The sequence below is a fragment of the Sorangiineae bacterium MSr11954 genome (assembly GCA_037157815.1).
GTDB lineage: Bacteria > Myxococcota_A > Polyangia > Polyangiales > Polyangiaceae > Pendulispora > Pendulispora albinea.
Genome location: CP089984.1, coordinates 7,319,917 through 7,336,549 on the forward strand (window position 1 = coordinate 7,319,917; position 16,633 = coordinate 7,336,549).

At 67.9% G+C, this 16,633-nt stretch carries 8 protein-coding genes; 6 read left to right on the plus strand and 2 right to left on the minus strand.

Features of this window, described 5'->3' with window-relative positions; genetic code table 11:
• Positions 1-5 precede the first annotated feature (5 nt).
• Positions 6-1,493, plus strand: a complete 1,488-nt coding sequence (locus tag LZC94_28395) for an aldehyde dehydrogenase family protein (GenBank protein ID WXB11766.1) — start codon at positions 6-8, stop codon at positions 1,491-1,493.
• Here the strand turns inward: LZC94_28395 and LZC94_28400 are convergent.
• Complete coding sequence (locus LZC94_28400; GenBank protein ID WXB11767.1) at positions 1,481-5,866, minus strand: aminotransferase class I/II-fold pyridoxal phosphate-dependent enzyme; 4,386 nt, start codon at positions 5,864-5,866, stop codon at positions 1,481-1,483. The two genes, LZC94_28395 and LZC94_28400, sit on opposite strands and share 13 nt — an antisense overlap.
• A gap of 392 nt (positions 5,867-6,258) precedes the next feature.
• On the opposite strand from LZC94_28400, the gene LZC94_28405 reads away from it, so the two are divergent.
• From LZC94_28405 to LZC94_28425, 5 genes are all read left to right on the plus strand, one after another.
• Positions 6,259-8,862: a MoxR family ATPase gene (locus LZC94_28405; protein ID WXB11768.1), complete on the plus strand. Its 2,604-nt coding sequence runs from the start codon at positions 6,259-6,261 to the stop codon at positions 8,860-8,862.
• Entirely contained in the window at positions 8,859-11,270 is a 2,412-nt protein-coding gene (locus LZC94_28410) for a VWA domain-containing protein (GenBank protein ID WXB11769.1), read from the plus strand. Before LZC94_28405 ends, LZC94_28410 begins: the two co-directional genes overlap by 4 nt.
• A 390-nt stretch (positions 11,271-11,660) precedes the next feature.
• Positions 11,661-12,026 (plus strand): metalloregulator ArsR/SmtB family transcription factor, encoded by a 366-nt coding sequence (locus tag LZC94_28415; protein ID WXB11770.1) that lies wholly within the window; start codon positions 11,661-11,663, stop codon positions 12,024-12,026.
• Positions 12,023-12,850, plus strand: coding sequence for an SRPBCC domain-containing protein (locus LZC94_28420; protein ID WXB11771.1), 828 nt, complete (start codon positions 12,023-12,025; stop codon positions 12,848-12,850). Before LZC94_28415 ends, LZC94_28420 begins: the two co-directional genes overlap by 4 nt.
• Positions 12,851-13,482: 632 nt before the next feature.
• A complete protein-coding gene (locus LZC94_28425; GenBank protein ID WXB11772.1) occupies positions 13,483-15,783 on the plus strand; it encodes a hypothetical protein in 2,301 nt (766 codons plus the stop codon).
• 9 nt (positions 15,784-15,792) lie between these two features.
• Here the strand turns inward: LZC94_28425 and LZC94_28430 are convergent, their stop codons facing one another.
• Complete coding sequence (locus tag LZC94_28430) at positions 15,793-16,593, minus strand: hypothetical protein (protein WXB11773.1); 801 nt, start codon at positions 16,591-16,593, stop codon at positions 15,793-15,795.
• Positions 16,594-16,633: the final 40 nt, after the last annotated feature.

Consider the following 16,633-nt stretch of genomic DNA (forward strand, 5'->3'; position numbering starts at 1 on the left):
TCGTTATGAGTGCTCGTGCATCCTTCCTTGCTTCGGGGGTGGAAACCTTCGAGTCACGCAACCCGGCGACGGGTGCCCTCATCGGGACGTATCCCATCTTCACCGCCGCCCAGGTCCATGAGACCGTGCGGCGGGCACGCAGCGCGGCGGGGTGGTGGGCCGAGCTCGGGTTTGCGGCGCGCGGAAAGGTGCTCCGCGCGTGGCGCTCGACATTGATGCGAAGGTCCAAGGAATTGGTCGACCTCGTACACGCCGAAAACGGCAAGCCCGAGGCCGACGCCATGGTCGAGGTCATCCTATCGGCACAGCACCTCGATTGGGCGAGCAAGCATGCGCGCGAGGTGTTGGGGCCGAGGCGCGTGCCATCCGGAATGATGATGTTCAATCACTCCGCGACGGTGGAGTACCAGCCGCTGGGGGTGATCGGGGTCCTCGGTCCTTGGAACTATCCGGTGTTCGGCCCCATTGGTTCGATTGGGTATGCGCTGGCCGCAGGCAACGCCGTGGTCTTCAAGCCGAGCGAGTACACACCCCAAATTGGCCATTGGCTGGCCGACACCTTTCGCGAGCTCGTGGGCGACAGGCCGCTCTTTCAAACGGTGACCGGACCGGGCTCCACGGGCGCCGCGCTCTGTCGCTCGGGGGTCGACAAGATTGGCTTCACCGGTAGCCCGGCCACCGGACGAAAGGTGTTGGCCGCCTGCGCCGAAGACCTCACACCCGCCGCCATCGAATGCGGTGGCTCGGACGCGTTGCTCGTCGACGAGGACGCGGATCTCGACGCGGCGGCGGATGCAGCGGTTTGGGGCGGGATGAGCAACGCAGGGCAAACCTGCATTGGAATCGAGCGCGTTTACGTTCATGAGCGCGTTTACGACGCGTTCGTCGCCAAGGTGGTTCGCCTGGCCGGGAGCCTCGCGGCCGGTGAGGGCGAACCGATCGGGCCGATCACGATGCCCTCGCAGGTGACCATCATCCGCCGGCACATCGCCGATGCGCTCGAGCGGGGAGGTCGAGCGCTCATCGGTGGTCTGCACGCCGTGGGCGAACGGTACGTGCAGCCGACCGTGCTCGTCGATGTGCCCGAGGAGTCTGCCGCCGTGCGCGAGGAGACGTTCGGGCCCACCTTGACCGTCGCCAGAGTAAAAGACATGGACGAGGCCTTGCAAAAAGCAAACGGCACCAAGTTCGGGCTCGGCGGCGCCGTCTTTTCACGCAGGCGCGGCCTGGAGCTCGCGCGGCGCATGCGGTCCGGAATGACGTCGGTGAACGCGGCCCTCACCTTCGCCGGCGTACCCTCGTTGCCATACGGGGGGGTCGGCGAATCCGGCTTTGGCCGCATCCATGGCCCGGAGGGTTTGCGCGAGTGGGCGCGGCCCAAAGCCATTACCCAGCAGCGCTTTTCGAGCCCGCTGCGCGCGACCACGTTCCGACGCCGCTCCTCCGACGAGCGCTGGTTGGCCCACCTGGCGCGTCTCCTCTACGGCCGTTGAGGCACGATCCCGAGCTCGCGGCCGACCCGCTCGAAGATCTCCAGCGCCGCGTCGAGGTGCTGCATGTCATGAGCGGCCGTGACGGTGGTGCGCATCATCGCGCGATGCGCAGGCACCGCCGGCGCCATGACGCAATTCGCGTAGACGCCCGAGTCGCACAGGCGTTTTGCGAACCGCATGCACGTGAGCTCGTCCCCGATGATCACCGGCACGATGGCGGTCTTCGAGTGCCCCGTATCGAAGCCCCTGGCGCGAAGTCCATTTCGCCAATACGTGGAGAGCTCACGAATCTTTTCGACCCGTTCGGGCTCCGCCATCAAGATGTCGAGGGCGGCGGCGGCAGCCGCCACCGAGGGCGGGGGCATGGACGCGGAGAACAGCATCGAGCGACCATGGTATCGCACCCAATCCATCGAATGGCGCGACCCCGCCAACCATCCCCCCACCGACGCCAAGCTCTTGGAGAACGTGCCCGTCAGAACGTCTGCACATCCCAACATGCCAAAAGCCTCTTCCACGCCGCGCCCGCGCGCGCCGATCATGCCGAGACCGTGGGCATCGTCGAGCGCCAAGGGCACGCCGTAGCGATCGCACACCTCGCGGATCTCCGCCAGCGGCGCGATGTCGCCGGACATGGAGTACACCCCGTCGACCATGACCATGGCGGGCATCGACTGCAGCTCGGAGCTTAAACGGCGATCGAGATCGGCCACGTCGTTGTGGCGGAATACGATGAGCTTTCCTCCGCCGACCGCGACTCCATCGTAAATGGATGCGTGGCACTCCTCGTCCACGACCAGCACCGTTCCCTTGCCCATGAACGCGGAGAGCAAACCGATGTTCGCTTGGTAGCCGGTCGTGAGCAGCACCGCGTCCTCGCGACCGAGGAAGCCCGCGAGCTTTCGCTCCAATTGCGCGTGCGCCGGGGTCGAGCCATTCATCAACCGCGAGCCGGTTACGCTCGGCCCATCGGCCATGGCCGCGGCGGCGGCAGCCTCGCGAACGCGGCGGTCCGCGGTGAGCCCGAGGTAGTTGTTCGAGCCCAGCATGAGCAACCGGCGCCCCTCGTACGCGCACGTCACCCCGTCGCTGTCGCTCAGATCGGGATAAAAGGGCAGCAGATTGGCCTCTTCGAGGCGGCGCGCCAAATCGAAATCGCGCGCTTTCTGCAGTACGCCGCCGCTGTTTCGATGGGCCAGCGCGTGCCGGTTGCGCACGGCCTCGCCGAGATCGTGGTCCTCGTGCCTCGCGCGGGGCCGATCATCGGCCTTCCCGTTCGCGCGCCATCGTCGTTCGAGGCGGCCGAGATCGCGAAGTCCGTTCAAGACGTCCCCTCGGTCGATGCCGAAATCGATGAGGCACGCGATCTCGCGCACGCCTGCGGAGGCCAGTCGGGCCACCAGCTCGGACGCACGTTCGGGGGTGCCAAACATTGCGCTGGTGTGAAAGTAGCGTTCGAACGCATAGTCGAGGACCGTCGCCTGCTCCGTTTTGGTCAGGCTGTCCAACGCCGTCGAGCCACGCCGCCACAAGTCGACCGAATCACGAAGGTAGGTCTTGAAGGGCGCTTCCACCATCCTGCGCACGAAACGTTCGTCCGAGCCGATGAACGTGTGCAGCATCAAGGTGACAATCCCCGCATCGGGATCGTGTCCGCCCTGGGTGCGCGCTCTTCGGTAGGCATCGAGCTTCGTTCGCAGCTCGTCGACGTCTTGGAACAGCAGCGCCGTCAAGACATTGGCGCCGAGTCGCCCGGCCTGCTCGAACCGTTCGACTCCCCCGCTGCAGGTGACCCAGGTGGGGAGCTCGCCCTGGATGGGGGCTGGGAAGATGCGGACGCGGGTGGGGTCCCCTCTCCCGTTTGGCCGTACGATGGATTCACCGCGCCACAATCGGCGGATCTGGTCCACGCCCTCGAACAGGACCCGTTCGCGCGAAGCGTATCGGTCGGGGCCGAGGACGAAATCGTCCGCGTTCCACCCGGTCGCGAATGCAAGGTCGACCCGCCCGCTGGACAGGTTGTCCACGGTGGACCACTCCTCCGCGACGCGCACGGGATCATGCAAGGGGAGCACGACGCTGCCTGCGCGGATCCGAATGCGCTTCGTGGTCGCAGCCAGGGCGGCGCCCAGCACCGCGGGATTGGGAAAGAGGCCGCCAAACCGATGAAAATGCCGCTCGGGCGTCCAGATGGCGCGAAAACCATGGTGGTCGGCGAACGCCGCGCACTCGAGGAACAATCGGTACTTGTCGGCCTGATCGCGCTCGGCGTCGCTGGAGAAGAAAAAGAGACTGAAGTCCACGGGGCTCGCCGGCGACTGCCGTGGTACGCAAGCAGCTTCGCGCGCAGGCGCGGCGACCTCCTGCACGGGTGGCGGCGAGGGCGCGATGCGCACGGTGGGATGCGATACGAGCTCGGACGCCAGGCCGGATAAGGTCAACCCATCGAAGAGACGTTCGGCCGAAACGGTGTATCCGAAGTGCTGCTCCAAATACGTATTGAGCTCGGCGGCCTTGAGTGAGTCGAGGCCGAGGGAGACCCATGTCCGGCTGCCGTCCAGGGTGGCCGGTTCGACCGCAAAATGCCGAGCGGCCCATGCGACGAGGCGTGCGTATGGCTCATCGCGGGACGGCTCGTCGCGGGACGGCTCCGACGATTTCCTATCCAAGAACAGGGACCGTGCCTCGACGCGTCGAATTTTACCGCTGGTCGTTTTCGGCAACTGGCCAGGCCGCACGAACACCACCCGATGAACGTCCAAGCCGTGCTCACGCGATACGCTTTCGCGGATGGATACCTCGAGCTCCTCCAAGCTCGTCGGCGGCTTCGGTAGCTTTTTCGGCTCCAGCTCCAGGAGCACGGCCAGCCGCTCTTCGCCATCGACATGGTCCGAGACGGCGGCGCAACCGCTTCCACGAAGCCACGGATGCTTCTCCTCGATGGAGCGCTCGATGTCCTGCGGACAGATGTTTCGGCCGCGAACGATGATGAGCTCTTTGAGGCGTCCGGTGATGTACAGATCACCATCGAGCTCGAATCCAAGATCGCCGGTGCGCAGGTAATCGGGGCCGTCGGCGTCGCCGGCCGGGCGCGCTCGGAATACCGCTGTGGTCTCGGCGTCGTTGTTCCAATATCCGGCGGCCACGCTCGGGCCGCGCAACCAAATCTCGCCGATCCGCCCGGGCTCACACCGCACATCGTCCCGAGGATCGACGATGAGGGCGCTCCCGGCCTGCAGCGCGCCGCAGCCGACGATGGCGCGGGCGGCCTCCCGTGCCGGCGTCACGACACCGCGATCCAAATCCGAAATGGAGATCGCCGCAATCTTCGGCCCCTGATCGTGGCGGGCCCCGCTGACGAAGAGCGTCGACTCGGCCAACCCGTAACACGGCAAAAAAGCACTGCGCCGAAAGCCGCCGGACGCGAAATGCCGCGCAAAGCTCTCCAGCACGCGCGGGTCGATCGGCTCCGCGCCGACGAACGCGGCCGCCCAGTGGCTCAAGTCGAGCTGCGCAGCCTCGGCGGACGCGATTTTCCGCACGCAATAGTCGTATGCGAAGTTGGGACCGCCGCTGGTCGTGGCTTTATGCTCCGCGATCGCCTGCAACCACGTCAGCGGGTTTCGTAGAAATGCCGAGGGTGGCATCAGTACGACGGGAAACCCGGCGTAAAGCGGCTGCAAGATCCCTCCCACGAGCCCCATGTCGTGATTCGGCGGTAACCAAATGACGCCGCGGCTCTCCGAAGAGTGCCCGAACACGCGTTGAATGGTCGCGAGGTTGTGCGTCAGGTTCGCATGACGGACGACCACCCCGCGGGGTGCCGAGACGGAGCCGGACGTATACTGGATGAACGCGATATCCTCCGGCGCCGGCCGCTCCCGGATCGCGCCATGCGCAGGCGGCGCGCGACCGCATTCATCGCTCGCCAGCCATGCGAGTCGCGCCAGCGGTTCATGCGCGGCGGAGGCGGAGCGCAATCCGTCGAGGATCGTCCGAGGGGCCACGATCGCGGCCGGATCGCAATCCGCCGCCACGGTCGCAAGCTCGCGGAGCGCGCCAGGTGCGCGCGGCGCCGCGACCGGCACGGGGATCCGACCTGCGAGCATGCAACCGAGGAAGGCGCCAACGTAGTGGCGTCCAAATTCCGATACGACCAAAACGCGACTGCCGCGAAAGCCCATTTCGTCGAGCTCGGCGGCCATGCCGGTCGCCATCGCGAGTAGCTCGCCGTAGGTCATATGGGTCGTCGTGTGATCGGAGGCGCGCAAATACGAATAGGCAACACGATCCGGAGTAAGCGCCGCCCTGCGGGCAAGGACGTCGATGAGCGTCTCCGCATCGGTTCGAAAAGATCGCGTCGTGGTCGCCACCGATTCCGTCCTACACGGATCGTTCACGCTTGCACCTGCACGGGGGAAATCGCGCTGCTCGACAGCTGCGAGGGTCAGAAGGTCCGACCGTCGTAGTGTGGCGCGTCAGCCGGACAACGTCAAATCAGGACGCCCTTTCGAGCTTCGAGCGCCAATTTGGCGCCGTCAATCCAAATTATCCAAATGGCATATCGGCCGATCGCCCGTGGGTCGCGCGGCGGTCCACCCCCATGGCGCGCGCAGGAGTCTTTGCCGAACGGGTTTCGACGTCGGTGCGAGGCGTGATGCTCCCGAGCCGGCACGGGAGAGCCTCGCCCCCGGGAGGCTCCCACCGCGTGGAAAATCCAGCGCTCGCCGCCCGCTTCGACGCGAAATGACGTAACGTACGGCGGATGTCGAAATCGACGGAGTCCCGCAGCGCGCCGCAGACGATTTTCAACACGGAGCTCGCCGGGTCGCCGGCCGCCCAACGCTTCGTTGCCTTCTTCGACGAGCTGAAGGCGGCTTTTTTGGAGCGGGACGATCTGTTCCATCAGATTTCGCTCGCGCTCTTGGCGCGTGAGCACGTGCTGATGACCGGCCCTCCCGGAACGGCGAAGAGCGCCATTGCGTCGGCCGTCCTGGGACGGATCGTCGACGAGCGCACGCGGGTGCCCAGCGTGTTCGCGCGGCAGTTTACGGAGAGCACCGTGCAGACGGATATCGTGGGGCCGGTCGACTTCAAGACGTTGATGCAAACCGGGCGCACGGAGCACTTCACCGACGAGGGTATGCTCGGTGCCGCGCACGCGTTCCTGGACGAGGTGCTCGATGGGCGCGACATGCTGCTCCGCACCACCCTCAATATCTTGCACGAGCGGGAGCTCAAACAAGGGAGCATGACCACCAAGGGCATCATCGAGTGCGCCTTGATGACCACGAATCGGTACCTCTCGGAGGTGCTCGAGGGCTCGCGCGAGACGCTGCTCGCGTTCATCGACCGCATCGCGTTCATCGCCTTCGTTCCCAAGGGGTTCGCGGAGAGCAGCCATTTTACGCAGGTGCTGCGGTCGCAGGTCGGGGGCGCAGGGCGGCCGCGGCTCAAGGCGGTGCTCACGCTTCAAGATCTCGACGTGCTCCAGGCGGCCGTGGACCAGGTGTACGTGCCCGACGAGGTGTGCGATGCCATGGGGCAGCTGCTGGAGTCGCTCGACACGGAGTTCTCGGCGGCGGCGCGCAGCGATCCGAGCTTTTCGCCCACGCGCTACCTCTCGACGCGCACCGCGGTGCGGCTCGGACGCGTGCTGCGCGCCGCGGTGATCTTGCGGCGCATCACCGAGGGCGGGCCCGAGGAGGCGACGTTCGAGGATCTGCCGATGCTCGGCTATAGCCTCCTTCTGTGCGGACCGGGGCGCGGGTCGGTCGCCCAGTTGCTTTCGCGCGAGACGGATGCGCGGGAGCGGCGGCAGCTCTCCATCATGCGCACCGAGGGCTCGATCTTCGACGCCGCGCTGGCGCGGTTGCCGAAGGCGGCGACCAAGCCGCTCCCGGTGAACGATGGGGCCAGCCTCGAGCGCGCGGTGCCGCGTTTGAAGCCGGACGATCCGCCGGAGAAGCTGCTGCAGAGGATGGAGGAGCTCGCGCAGAAGGCCGACGCGGGGGGGCGCGATGGAGAGCGGGCGACGTCCCTCTTGAACGAGACATGGGTCGCGCTCGAGGCACGCGCGCTCGAAATGGGGCTCTCGGGCGGCGCGGGGAGCGCGCCGGTGGACGACGTCGTGCGGGAGCTCTCGGACCTCGCGCGGCGCCTCGAGCGCGCGTCGGGGAACGCGCGACCGACCGCGCTCTGGCTGCGCGGCCGCGCGATCGCGCTCTTGGAGGAGAACGGCGCGCTCGCGTTTGGCAAGGTGGGCGCGTGGCTCGACACGGGCGGGGCCAAGGTTCGCGCGGTCGAGAGCTCGGACCAGTTGCTGGCGGCGTTGGAGGGTCTGTCGGCCGAGTGCGCGCGCCTTCGTGCCGAGGGGGCCGATGAAGCTCCGAGGGCTCCGGACGCGCCGCCGCCGCTGCAGAGGGCCGTCGAGCGGGTCGAGGACGAGCTGGTGATCGCGTGGAACGCCGAGCTGCAAAACGCGGTGGCCGGCACCTTCGCGGCCCTGACCAGCGATCGCTTGGGGGCGCTCATCGATGCGCTGGAGCCGCACTTGAAGCAGATTGACCAAACCGGCGCGCGGCTGCAGGCGCTGGGCGCGGAGCCGGGCGGGTTCAAGTCGCGCGTGCTCGGGCCGCGGGTTCGGCCGCTGCTCGAGGCGGCGTTCGAGCGGCTCGACGTGAGCGATCGGCTCGCGGTGGTGGAGCGCACGTCGGCGCAGATGGCTCGGCTCGAGTCGGTGGGTTTGGGTCGGGTGCTGACGCCCATCGAGTGGCTGACCCTCGTCACGAAGGTGCTCGTGCGCACCGAGCGGCCGCTGCGCGAGGACGAGGCGCGGGCGCCGTCGCCGGATCAGAGAGGCTATCGTGCGCTGCGCCAGGCGGAGCAACGTGTCTCGCTGACGTACACCTTGGTGGGGACCGCGTTTCGCGTGGTGCGGGAGGCTCACCTCGACGAGCTGCACACGAACCTCGCCGAGCTCCCCGCCGCGATGCGCGAGGGCGTGATCGATCGGGATCTCGCTCGCATCGACCGCGCGCTCTCCCTCTTGGAGCGGTTCTGGGAAGCGCTGCGCGCGCCCACGGAGGCGGCGTGCGCCTCCGGCGAGGCGGGCGCGCTCGGAGCAGCCCTCGAGAGCGTACGCCAGAGCGGCTTCTTTCACATTGCGCACGACGAGGGCGCGCTGGCGCGGTTCGCGCTCGAGGCGCGCTTGCTCGGTGAGACGTTTCCTGCGGCGAGCGAGCGCACCGCCGCGCTGCGCGGGCGCATCGACGCGCTCGAGGCGCGATCGCGCGAGCTCTTGGCGCGCCTGCGCCGCGCACACGCGGACACGCGCTGGGCCGGCATTCTCGCGCCGGAACGATCGTGAGCGAGCCGGACGAGCTCATGCGCCGTCTGGGCGCGCGCATCGAGCGCCTCGCGCTCGGGCCCGAGCACATCGAGGCGCAGCACTTCGTCAAGATGACGCGCGTGCTCTTCGTCGCCTTTGGCTATCGGCCGAAGATGACGACGACCGCGCTCGAGGCGTTGGCCGCGTCGTATGGCAGCGCGAGCGCGAAGGCACAGGCTCGTAAGGAGGCGGCATCCGACGAGACGATAGCGGCAAAAAAGCGGCTTCACGCGGCGCGCGAGGAGCTCGAGGACAACGTCGCGGTCGTGGAGCGCGCGACCATCGTGGCGCGGCGTCCGCTGGTCGCGTACGCGGCGTGGCTTCGCCGGGTCTTCGAGCACTTGGCCCCCGGAGCCGCCGAGCATGGCCCCGACGAGGTGGCGCTGCTCCCGCCGCTGGTGTTCTCCACCGACGCGCCGCGCGGTGAGGCGCCCGAGGACACGCGCTCGCTCGAGTTGGAGCTCGCGCTGGTGGACCATTTGCTCGAGGGCGCACGATTGGAGACCCGTCTGCTCGGCCGCAGGCGCCAGCAGCTGCTCGCGGCGCGCCAGGTCCTGCTCGAGGTGGCCGCCGCGCTGCCGATTCATCCGCGCGCCGTGGCCGCGCGGAGCGCCTATGTCGCGCGGCAGATCGCCTGGCTCGATCGCCTCCAGGCAGCCGGGCTCGAGCCCGACGTCGATCTCGTGCACCAGGCGAGGCGCGCTTCGCGCTCGGGCGATGCGCGTTTGCTCTACGCATCGCTGCGCGCGCTCGAGGAGGGCGGGGACGCGGCCCTGGGGCCTGCCGCGTCGCGCGCGCTCGAAGGCATGCCGGGGACGCCGCTCGACGCGGGCACCTCGCTGCGCCGTTCGTTCGAGGAGAGCTTCGGCACCGACGCGCAGGCAGCGATCGCGCGCGGCCACGCCGAAGGGCGCGCAAAGGAGGAGGCGGCGCCGCGGAACCTCGAGCAAGATCCCGAGTTCCGCGAGGCGCGCATCGGCTACTTCGAGGACGGCGACCTCGAAATGGCGGCGTGCGCCCTCGCCGTGGACGGCGCCTTCGAGCTCGGCGCCCCCATGACGCCCGTGCGCATCGTGGAGGAGCAGCGCCGCCTGCGCGAGGTGCGCTATCCGACGCGGGCGATGCACCTGGTTGCCGCGCGCGGCCCCGAGGATCTGCGCGACGCGCTGATCACCGATCCGCGCGCGTTGCTGCTCGATCTGGCGACGGGGCGGCTTCTGACGCGGCGATTCATCCGCGAAGAGACGGAGCAGCGCGCGCGCATCGTCATGACCAGCGAGGCGCGCGTGTACGTGCTCGACGGCTCCTCCTCGATGAACGGGTGGCGCTCGCGCATGCGCGACGCCATCCTCCTCGCCGAGCTCGCGACCCTCCGCAAGCGCCTCGAGCAACCGGGCACCGTGCGGCCCGTGCTCTACTTCCGCTACTTTACCAGGAAGCTCGGGCCCATCACCAAGGTCGATACCGCCGAGCAAGTCGGCCAGGCCATCGTCTCCATCTGCTCGGTGCTGCGCGACGGCGAGACCGACATCGAGCGCGCGCTGCTCGCGAGCTTCGCCACGGTCGCGAAGGCGAAGGAGAGCGATCCAACATTGGCCCGCGCGCAGATCGTGCTCGTCACCGACGGGTGCTCCGAGGTGAACGAGGCCAAGGTCATCGCGGCCCGCGAGAGCGTGCGCGAGCTGCCCATCGGCGTCAGCGTGATCGCGCTCGGCGAAGAGAACCCGGCGCTGCGCGCGCTCGTGGCCCGGCAGCGCGCCCTCGGCGAGCGCGCCTTTTATCACTTCGTGGACGATGCGCAGCTCGAGGCCACGTGCAAAGGCGAAAGCGTCGGCCCCTCGCTGCACCTCGGGCCCCCGCCGCAGGGCCCCCCGACCGTATCCCTCGAGCACGAAATTGGCCCTTTGCTCGACGAGCTCGAGCTCATCGCCCGCAAGCGCGATCGGGCGGCGCTCGAGGACCTCGACGTGGAGGCGGAAGCCCGCCGCGACGTCGGCCTCGACGCGAAGGACGTCGCCGAGGGCGAGCGCGCCCGCGCCGAAGCCCTTTACAAAGATCGCCTCGCCCTGGAGCGACGGTACGCGCGCTGGTTCCCCTCCCCTGCGCCGGACGCCGCGTCTGCGGCGCCTGCAGCACCTGGCATACCGGCGGCGCCCGCAGACGACGAGACCGAGGAAGCCGTTTTCGTCGCGCTCTCGGCCATCGCCGAGGTCATCGATGTCGTCTCCGGGAGCGAGCTCCATCGCCGGGCCGACGCCATCGCGCTGCTCGAGCGGCTCCTCCCCGACGCGCGCCTCACGCCCGCCGCCTACATGGCGGTCGTCTCCTCGGGCTCACCGCGCATCGCCGAAGCGCTGCGCGCGCTGCACGCGAGCGTTACGGAGTGACGAGAGCCCTCACGCGGTCGTCACCGAGCGCGTGATTGAACGCACGATTCGTCTTTCGTACGGTCGAGACAAATCGCCCCACCGGGGTGCGAACGGGGCATATCGTTTCAATCCGAAAAAGAGACGGTGGCCCCAGAGGCAGCCACCGCGCCATGTCCATTCGAGCTGGTGATGGCCAGCGCATCTTTGGCATATGGTTTCAGCGGAGAAAGGCCGGCCATGGCCAGGGCGCGCGCCGCGGCATCCGCTCGCCCCGATCCCCTTCCCTCGAGGATTGGAGCTCCGCGTATGCCCATCGTCGAGGGGTGCGGCGCATGGGGTGGACCGTCCGGCGGCGGCGGCTTGACTTTCACCCTGCGCGCTCATAATGTTCACCCAAAAGGGTGAATATTGATCGCGAGCACCGCACACCTCGACGACACCTTGATCGCGCTGGCCGATCCCACGCGCCGCGCGATCCTCGAGCAGCTCTCACACGGCGAGGCGCGCGTCACGGAGCTGGCGGCGCCGTTCGCCATTTCACTGAACTCCGTCTCGAAGCATATCCGCTTGCTCGAGCGCGCGCGGCTGGTGAAGCGCCGGGTGCGCGGCCGCGAGCACATCTTGTCGCTCGACGCGCGACCGCTCGACGAAGCCGCGGCATGGCTCGACGAGCAGCGCGCGCTCTGGAGCCATCGCCTGCGGCTGCTCGACGCGCTGCTCGAGGCCGAAGACCAACGAAAGAAACCAAAGCGAAGAAAGCGAAGCCCCCCATGACGAAATCCGAACAGCCCGTGCTCGTACGCGTGACCCACCGCTTCGCGGCCTCGGCCGAGCGCGTCTACGACGCCTTTCTGGACCCGGCCAAGGCCGCGAAGTTCATGTTCGCCACCGCCACCGGTCGAATCGTCCAGTGCGAAATCGACGCGCGCGTCGGCGGCACCTTCTCCATCGTCGACCGGCGCAACGGCGAGGACGTCGCACACGTCGGAACCTACCTCGAGCTCGAACGCCCGCACCGCATCGTCTTCACCTTCTCCGTCGCCAAATACTCCACGGACGCAGACAAGGTCACCATCGCCATCGCGCCGCTCGCAAAAGGCTGCGAGCTTACGCTCACCCACGAAATCCCCGCGAAGAACGAGGCCATGAAGGCTCGCACGCGCGAAGGCTGGACCGGCATCCTCGAGGTCGCGGGCGAGCTGCTCGTCGACGACGCGCCCACCTGCGGAATCGGCGTGGCGCAACACGCCACCATCCCCGCAAAAATCGCCCAAATGTTCGAGGGCCTCGCCGAAACCTTCGAGCTTCACCGTAAGATGCTCGTCGCGACCGACCCAAACACCCGCCGTGAAGACGACGTGTACCGCGAGCTGGCCACGACGTGGAGCGACATCGCGCGCCGCGTCCACGACGCAGCGATCGCGATGCGCGCGCAGCGGGATCTCCCCGTGGGCGCGCACGATCCGAGCGCGTGGAGCGATGCGCACCTGAGAGCCTTCGAAAAATTCGTCGACGGCGAGAGGCAATTGCTCGCATCCTTGCGCGTCGCCACCGAGCGCGACGAAGCGGCGCTCCTGTCGCTCCAAGGCGAGGGGTAACGCGATTGGCCGGCGCCGGGAGGGACGCCGTGTGCACGCGATCGCGATCGACGAGGGTACCGGCGTAAGCAGTCCGCTTATCCGGCTCCACGCACGTTGTCGTCGGCAGGCGAGCGCGCGACGATTGGCCGCGGTGTGGCGAACCATTCAACCCGACGTTCCGGGATCGGGGCCACCATCCGTCCTCCAAGCGCACGGCGCGCGCTTCGCCGCGAATGCATGCACCATGCAACATGCGCGACACATCGCAACCTGCTGCGACCCTCGTAATGGGAATGTTCCGGGACCGGGGCCGCCATCCGTCCTCCAAGCGCACGGTGCGCGCTTCGCCGCGAATGCATGCACCATGCAACATGCGCGGCACACCGCAACCTGCTGCGACCCTCGGAATGGGAACCTGCTCTTCATGGAGGTGAACGATTTCGTACGGGTCGACATGGATGGCTGCGTCGAGTACGCTCCCGCCATTCTTCGATGGGGTCGATGCTGCTGGAAACGAGAGCTCGCGGCGCACATTCGTGGACTGCGACGCACGAATGCTCGAGTTTTCGAGCGCTTCGAGGCAGCCGCGACCGTTTGCGAGAGCGCGACCGCGTGGCCGCCGCATCGCACGCGCGCCTCGAGGTGAACGCATGGTAAGGATGGCGCTGACCGGCGTCCTCGGATTGGGATGTTCGACGCTGCTCTTGGCGGGGTGCCCCGATACGGTTTCCAATCGCTGTTCGGGATCCGAGTGCGCAGCGCCTGGGGCGGACGCGGGCCGCGAGGGCGGCATCATCGTCATACCGGCTCCACCGCACGTCGCCGGCTTGGCATTGGGCGAAGCCAATTGCATGTTGCTCTCGGACGGCCAGGTGAGATGTTGGGGAGTCCATATATCCGGCGCACGCGCGCTCGAAGGTCGGCCTGCCGGCCAGTACGGGTTCGCGCCCGTCACCGGGATCGACGACGCGATCCAGACGTCGGCCGGCCCCGTGGCATGCGCCGTGCGGCGCAGCGGTCGGGTCGTCTGCTGGGGCCCAGGCGCCCGCGGAATGCTCGGCGATGGCCATGCGCACACGGACGAGGACTTCACATTGACGCCTGTGCCGGTCCACGCGTTGGAGGACGCGGTCCAAGTCTCCGTGGGACACTTCGCCGCGTGCGCCGTGCGCCGGAATGGGGCGGTCGCGTGCTGGGGAGACGATATCGCGGCAAGCAGCGAGCTTCAAAAACCGCCATCCAACGCGCCGCGGCCGATCGACGGCATCACGAACGCCGCGGCGATCGCCGTCGGCAGCGAGCACGCGTGCGCGCTCGACGCCGATGGAACGGTCGCGTGCTGGGGAGAAAATAGCGGAGGCCAGACGGGGCAACCGTCGAGCGGCCAATACGACGATCGCACGGCCAAGCCGACGAAGGTCCCAGGCGTGACCGATGCCGTCGAAATCGTCGCCGGCTGGGACCACACGTGCGCGCGCAAGCGCGATGGTTCGGTTCTCTGCTGGGGAGGCGTCTCCTCCTCGGAGGCGTTCACGCCCAGCGCGCAGCCCGTCCCCGATCTCACGGACGCGGTCGAGCTTGCGGCAGGGCAGCGCTCGACGTGCGCCCGTGAGCGCGGCGGTACGGTCGTCTGTTGGGGAGCAAACGACGTCGGACAGCTCGGGGTGGGGCTCGCGCCATCCATCCTCGAGAGCTCCGCGACCCCCGTGCAGGTGAAAGGCGTCTCGAACGCGACCGCGATCGCCATGAGCCGGTTCGCGGCCTGCGCGACCACGGACCGCGGACGCGTCGCGTGCTGGGGCAGCAATTTCAATGGCGTCTTGGGGGACCGGGACGTGATTGCGGCATCGCCCGTCCGAGTGCAAGGAATCGAGCTCGCCAAGAGCGTGGCCGCCGGCCATCGGTTTGCGTGCGCCATCTACAACGTCGAAGCATGGAGCCTCGTCGCATGCTGGGGCAGCAACGCCAATGGCGCCCTCGGCGCCGGGGTCGCCAATCCGGATCTTGGACGGATCGACAATGCCCGTCCCGTCCCCATTCCCGTGCCGGGCCTGACCACCGCGGCAGACATCACCGCCGGTGACGATTATGCGTGCGTGCGTTCGAAAGAAGGCACGGTCTCCTGCTGGGGCAGCAACACCAATGGCGTGTTCGGCAACGGCACCACCACCCCGGCCGCGACAACGACCCCCCAACCCGTCCCGGCTCTCTCGAACGTGGCCGAGATCTCGGCCAGCCCCAACATGATGTGCTCGCGCGACCTTGCAGGCGCCGTCAAATGTTGGGGCTCCGGATTCAACGCCCCGACCAACGAGCCCGAGACCATCGCCGATCTCACCGCGGTCCAAATTGCCGCCGGACGAGGCTTTGCATGCGCGTTGCGCGCGCGTCCAGGCGACGTGGCATGCTGGGGAACGAACGCCCGAGGCACCCTCGGCGACGGCACGCTCACGCGAAGCCCAAAGGTCCCCGTCAACGTCTTGAACATTCATGACGCGATGCAAATCGGGGCAGGCCACAATCATATGTGTGCCGTGCGGAGCGGGGGCGAGGTGATGTGTTGGGGCTCGAACGATACCGGCCAACTCGGGATTGGGCAAAGGGACATCATTGCTCACCCGGTGCCAATCGCGGTGAAGAACATCTCGGATGCCATGGAAATCCACGGCGCGCAGTGGTCCACGTGCGCGCGACGGCGCAGCGGAAAGGTCGTCTGCTGGGGATCTCCCTCCCACGCGGGCAACCCAATCGGCCTCGAAAAAGTGCAATTGGATCCGTCCGAGGACTCCGTCGGCAACCTCGTCGCGGATCGATTCGCGGTCGGCCAGCTCCACGCCTGCGCCGTTTCGAGCGAGTGGCGCTCCGGCGTGGTTTGCTGGGGCGCCGACGGGTACGGGCAGCTCGGCGATGGGCGATTGCTCTACGCGCCCTCGCCCATCATCGTGTATTGAGGGTTCGATTCAGAAGCTCACGCCGACGGCGAGGCCGTACGCACGCGGCTGCGCGAGCGGCGCGAGGATCCACCGGCTGGTGGCGCGCGCGTCGTCGGGGGCGACGAGGTTGCCGGCGAGGTAGCGGTCGCGCGCGCGAACGGCGCCCGTGGGCTGGGTCCATATTTGAAGCTCGCTGATGGCGATCCCGATGCCCGCCGCGAGGGCGTTGCCGCTCCAATCGTCGAGCGCATATCCCAAGGTCGCGCCGAGCCCGGCGCTGAACCCGATGGCCATGGCGTGCGTGTACCAGGCCGTGCCAAAAGCCTCCTGCGCGGCGTCGCGCTCGAGAAAAGCTTCGGCGCGAGCAAGATGGGAGCACCCGTCGGGCTCGCGCGCCGCGTCGCCCTCGGGCGGACGCGAGGCATCGTCCTCCAGCGCGCGTGAATCGCCCATGACGTGGAGCGGCGAAATCAGCAATCGGAGCGGCATGATGAGCGACGTACCAGCCCAAATGAAATTACCAATGCGCTTGTCCCGATCGCTCTCGAGGAGCCCGAGGGTGAGACCGCCGCTGCCCATGGCCACGCTCGCGGCGGCCCAACCCAGGCTCCACGTTCGTGCATTCCCAGCGTCGCGGCGAAGATGCTCCCGAATGAACCGCGCGCGCGCACCGGCATCAATGTTTGCGAGCGCGGGGGCCGCGCCGGCCGGCACGGGGCACTTCTCCCACCTTGGGAGCGCCTCTTGGGCGTGCGCGGGCGCGGAGAAACCCGTCATCGCCATCACGCCCAGGGCGAGCCCCATATACGTTCGGGTCATCGTCTTCATATCGAACCTCGAAGCACTTGCCTTCCGGGCGCTTCGTGCG

What these genes read in the sequence shown, in the direction of transcription:
- LZC94_28395 (WXB11766.1), top strand. Translation starts at nt 6, where the DNA reads ATGAGTGCTCGTGCATCCTTCCTTGCTTCGGGGGTGGAAACCTTCGAG.
- LZC94_28405 (WXB11768.1), top strand. Translation starts at nt 6,259, where the DNA reads ATGTCGAAATCGACGGAGTCCCGCAGCGCGCCGCAGACGATTTTCAAC.
- LZC94_28420 (WXB11771.1), top strand. Translation starts at nt 12,023, where the DNA reads ATGACGAAATCCGAACAGCCCGTGCTCGTACGCGTGACCCACCGCTTC.
- LZC94_28425 (WXB11772.1), top strand. Translation starts at nt 13,483, where the DNA reads ATGGTAAGGATGGCGCTGACCGGCGTCCTCGGATTGGGATGTTCGACG.
- LZC94_28430 (WXB11773.1), bottom strand. Translation starts at nt 16,593, where the DNA reads ATGAAGACGATGACCCGAACGTATATGGGGCTCGCCCTGGGCGTGATG.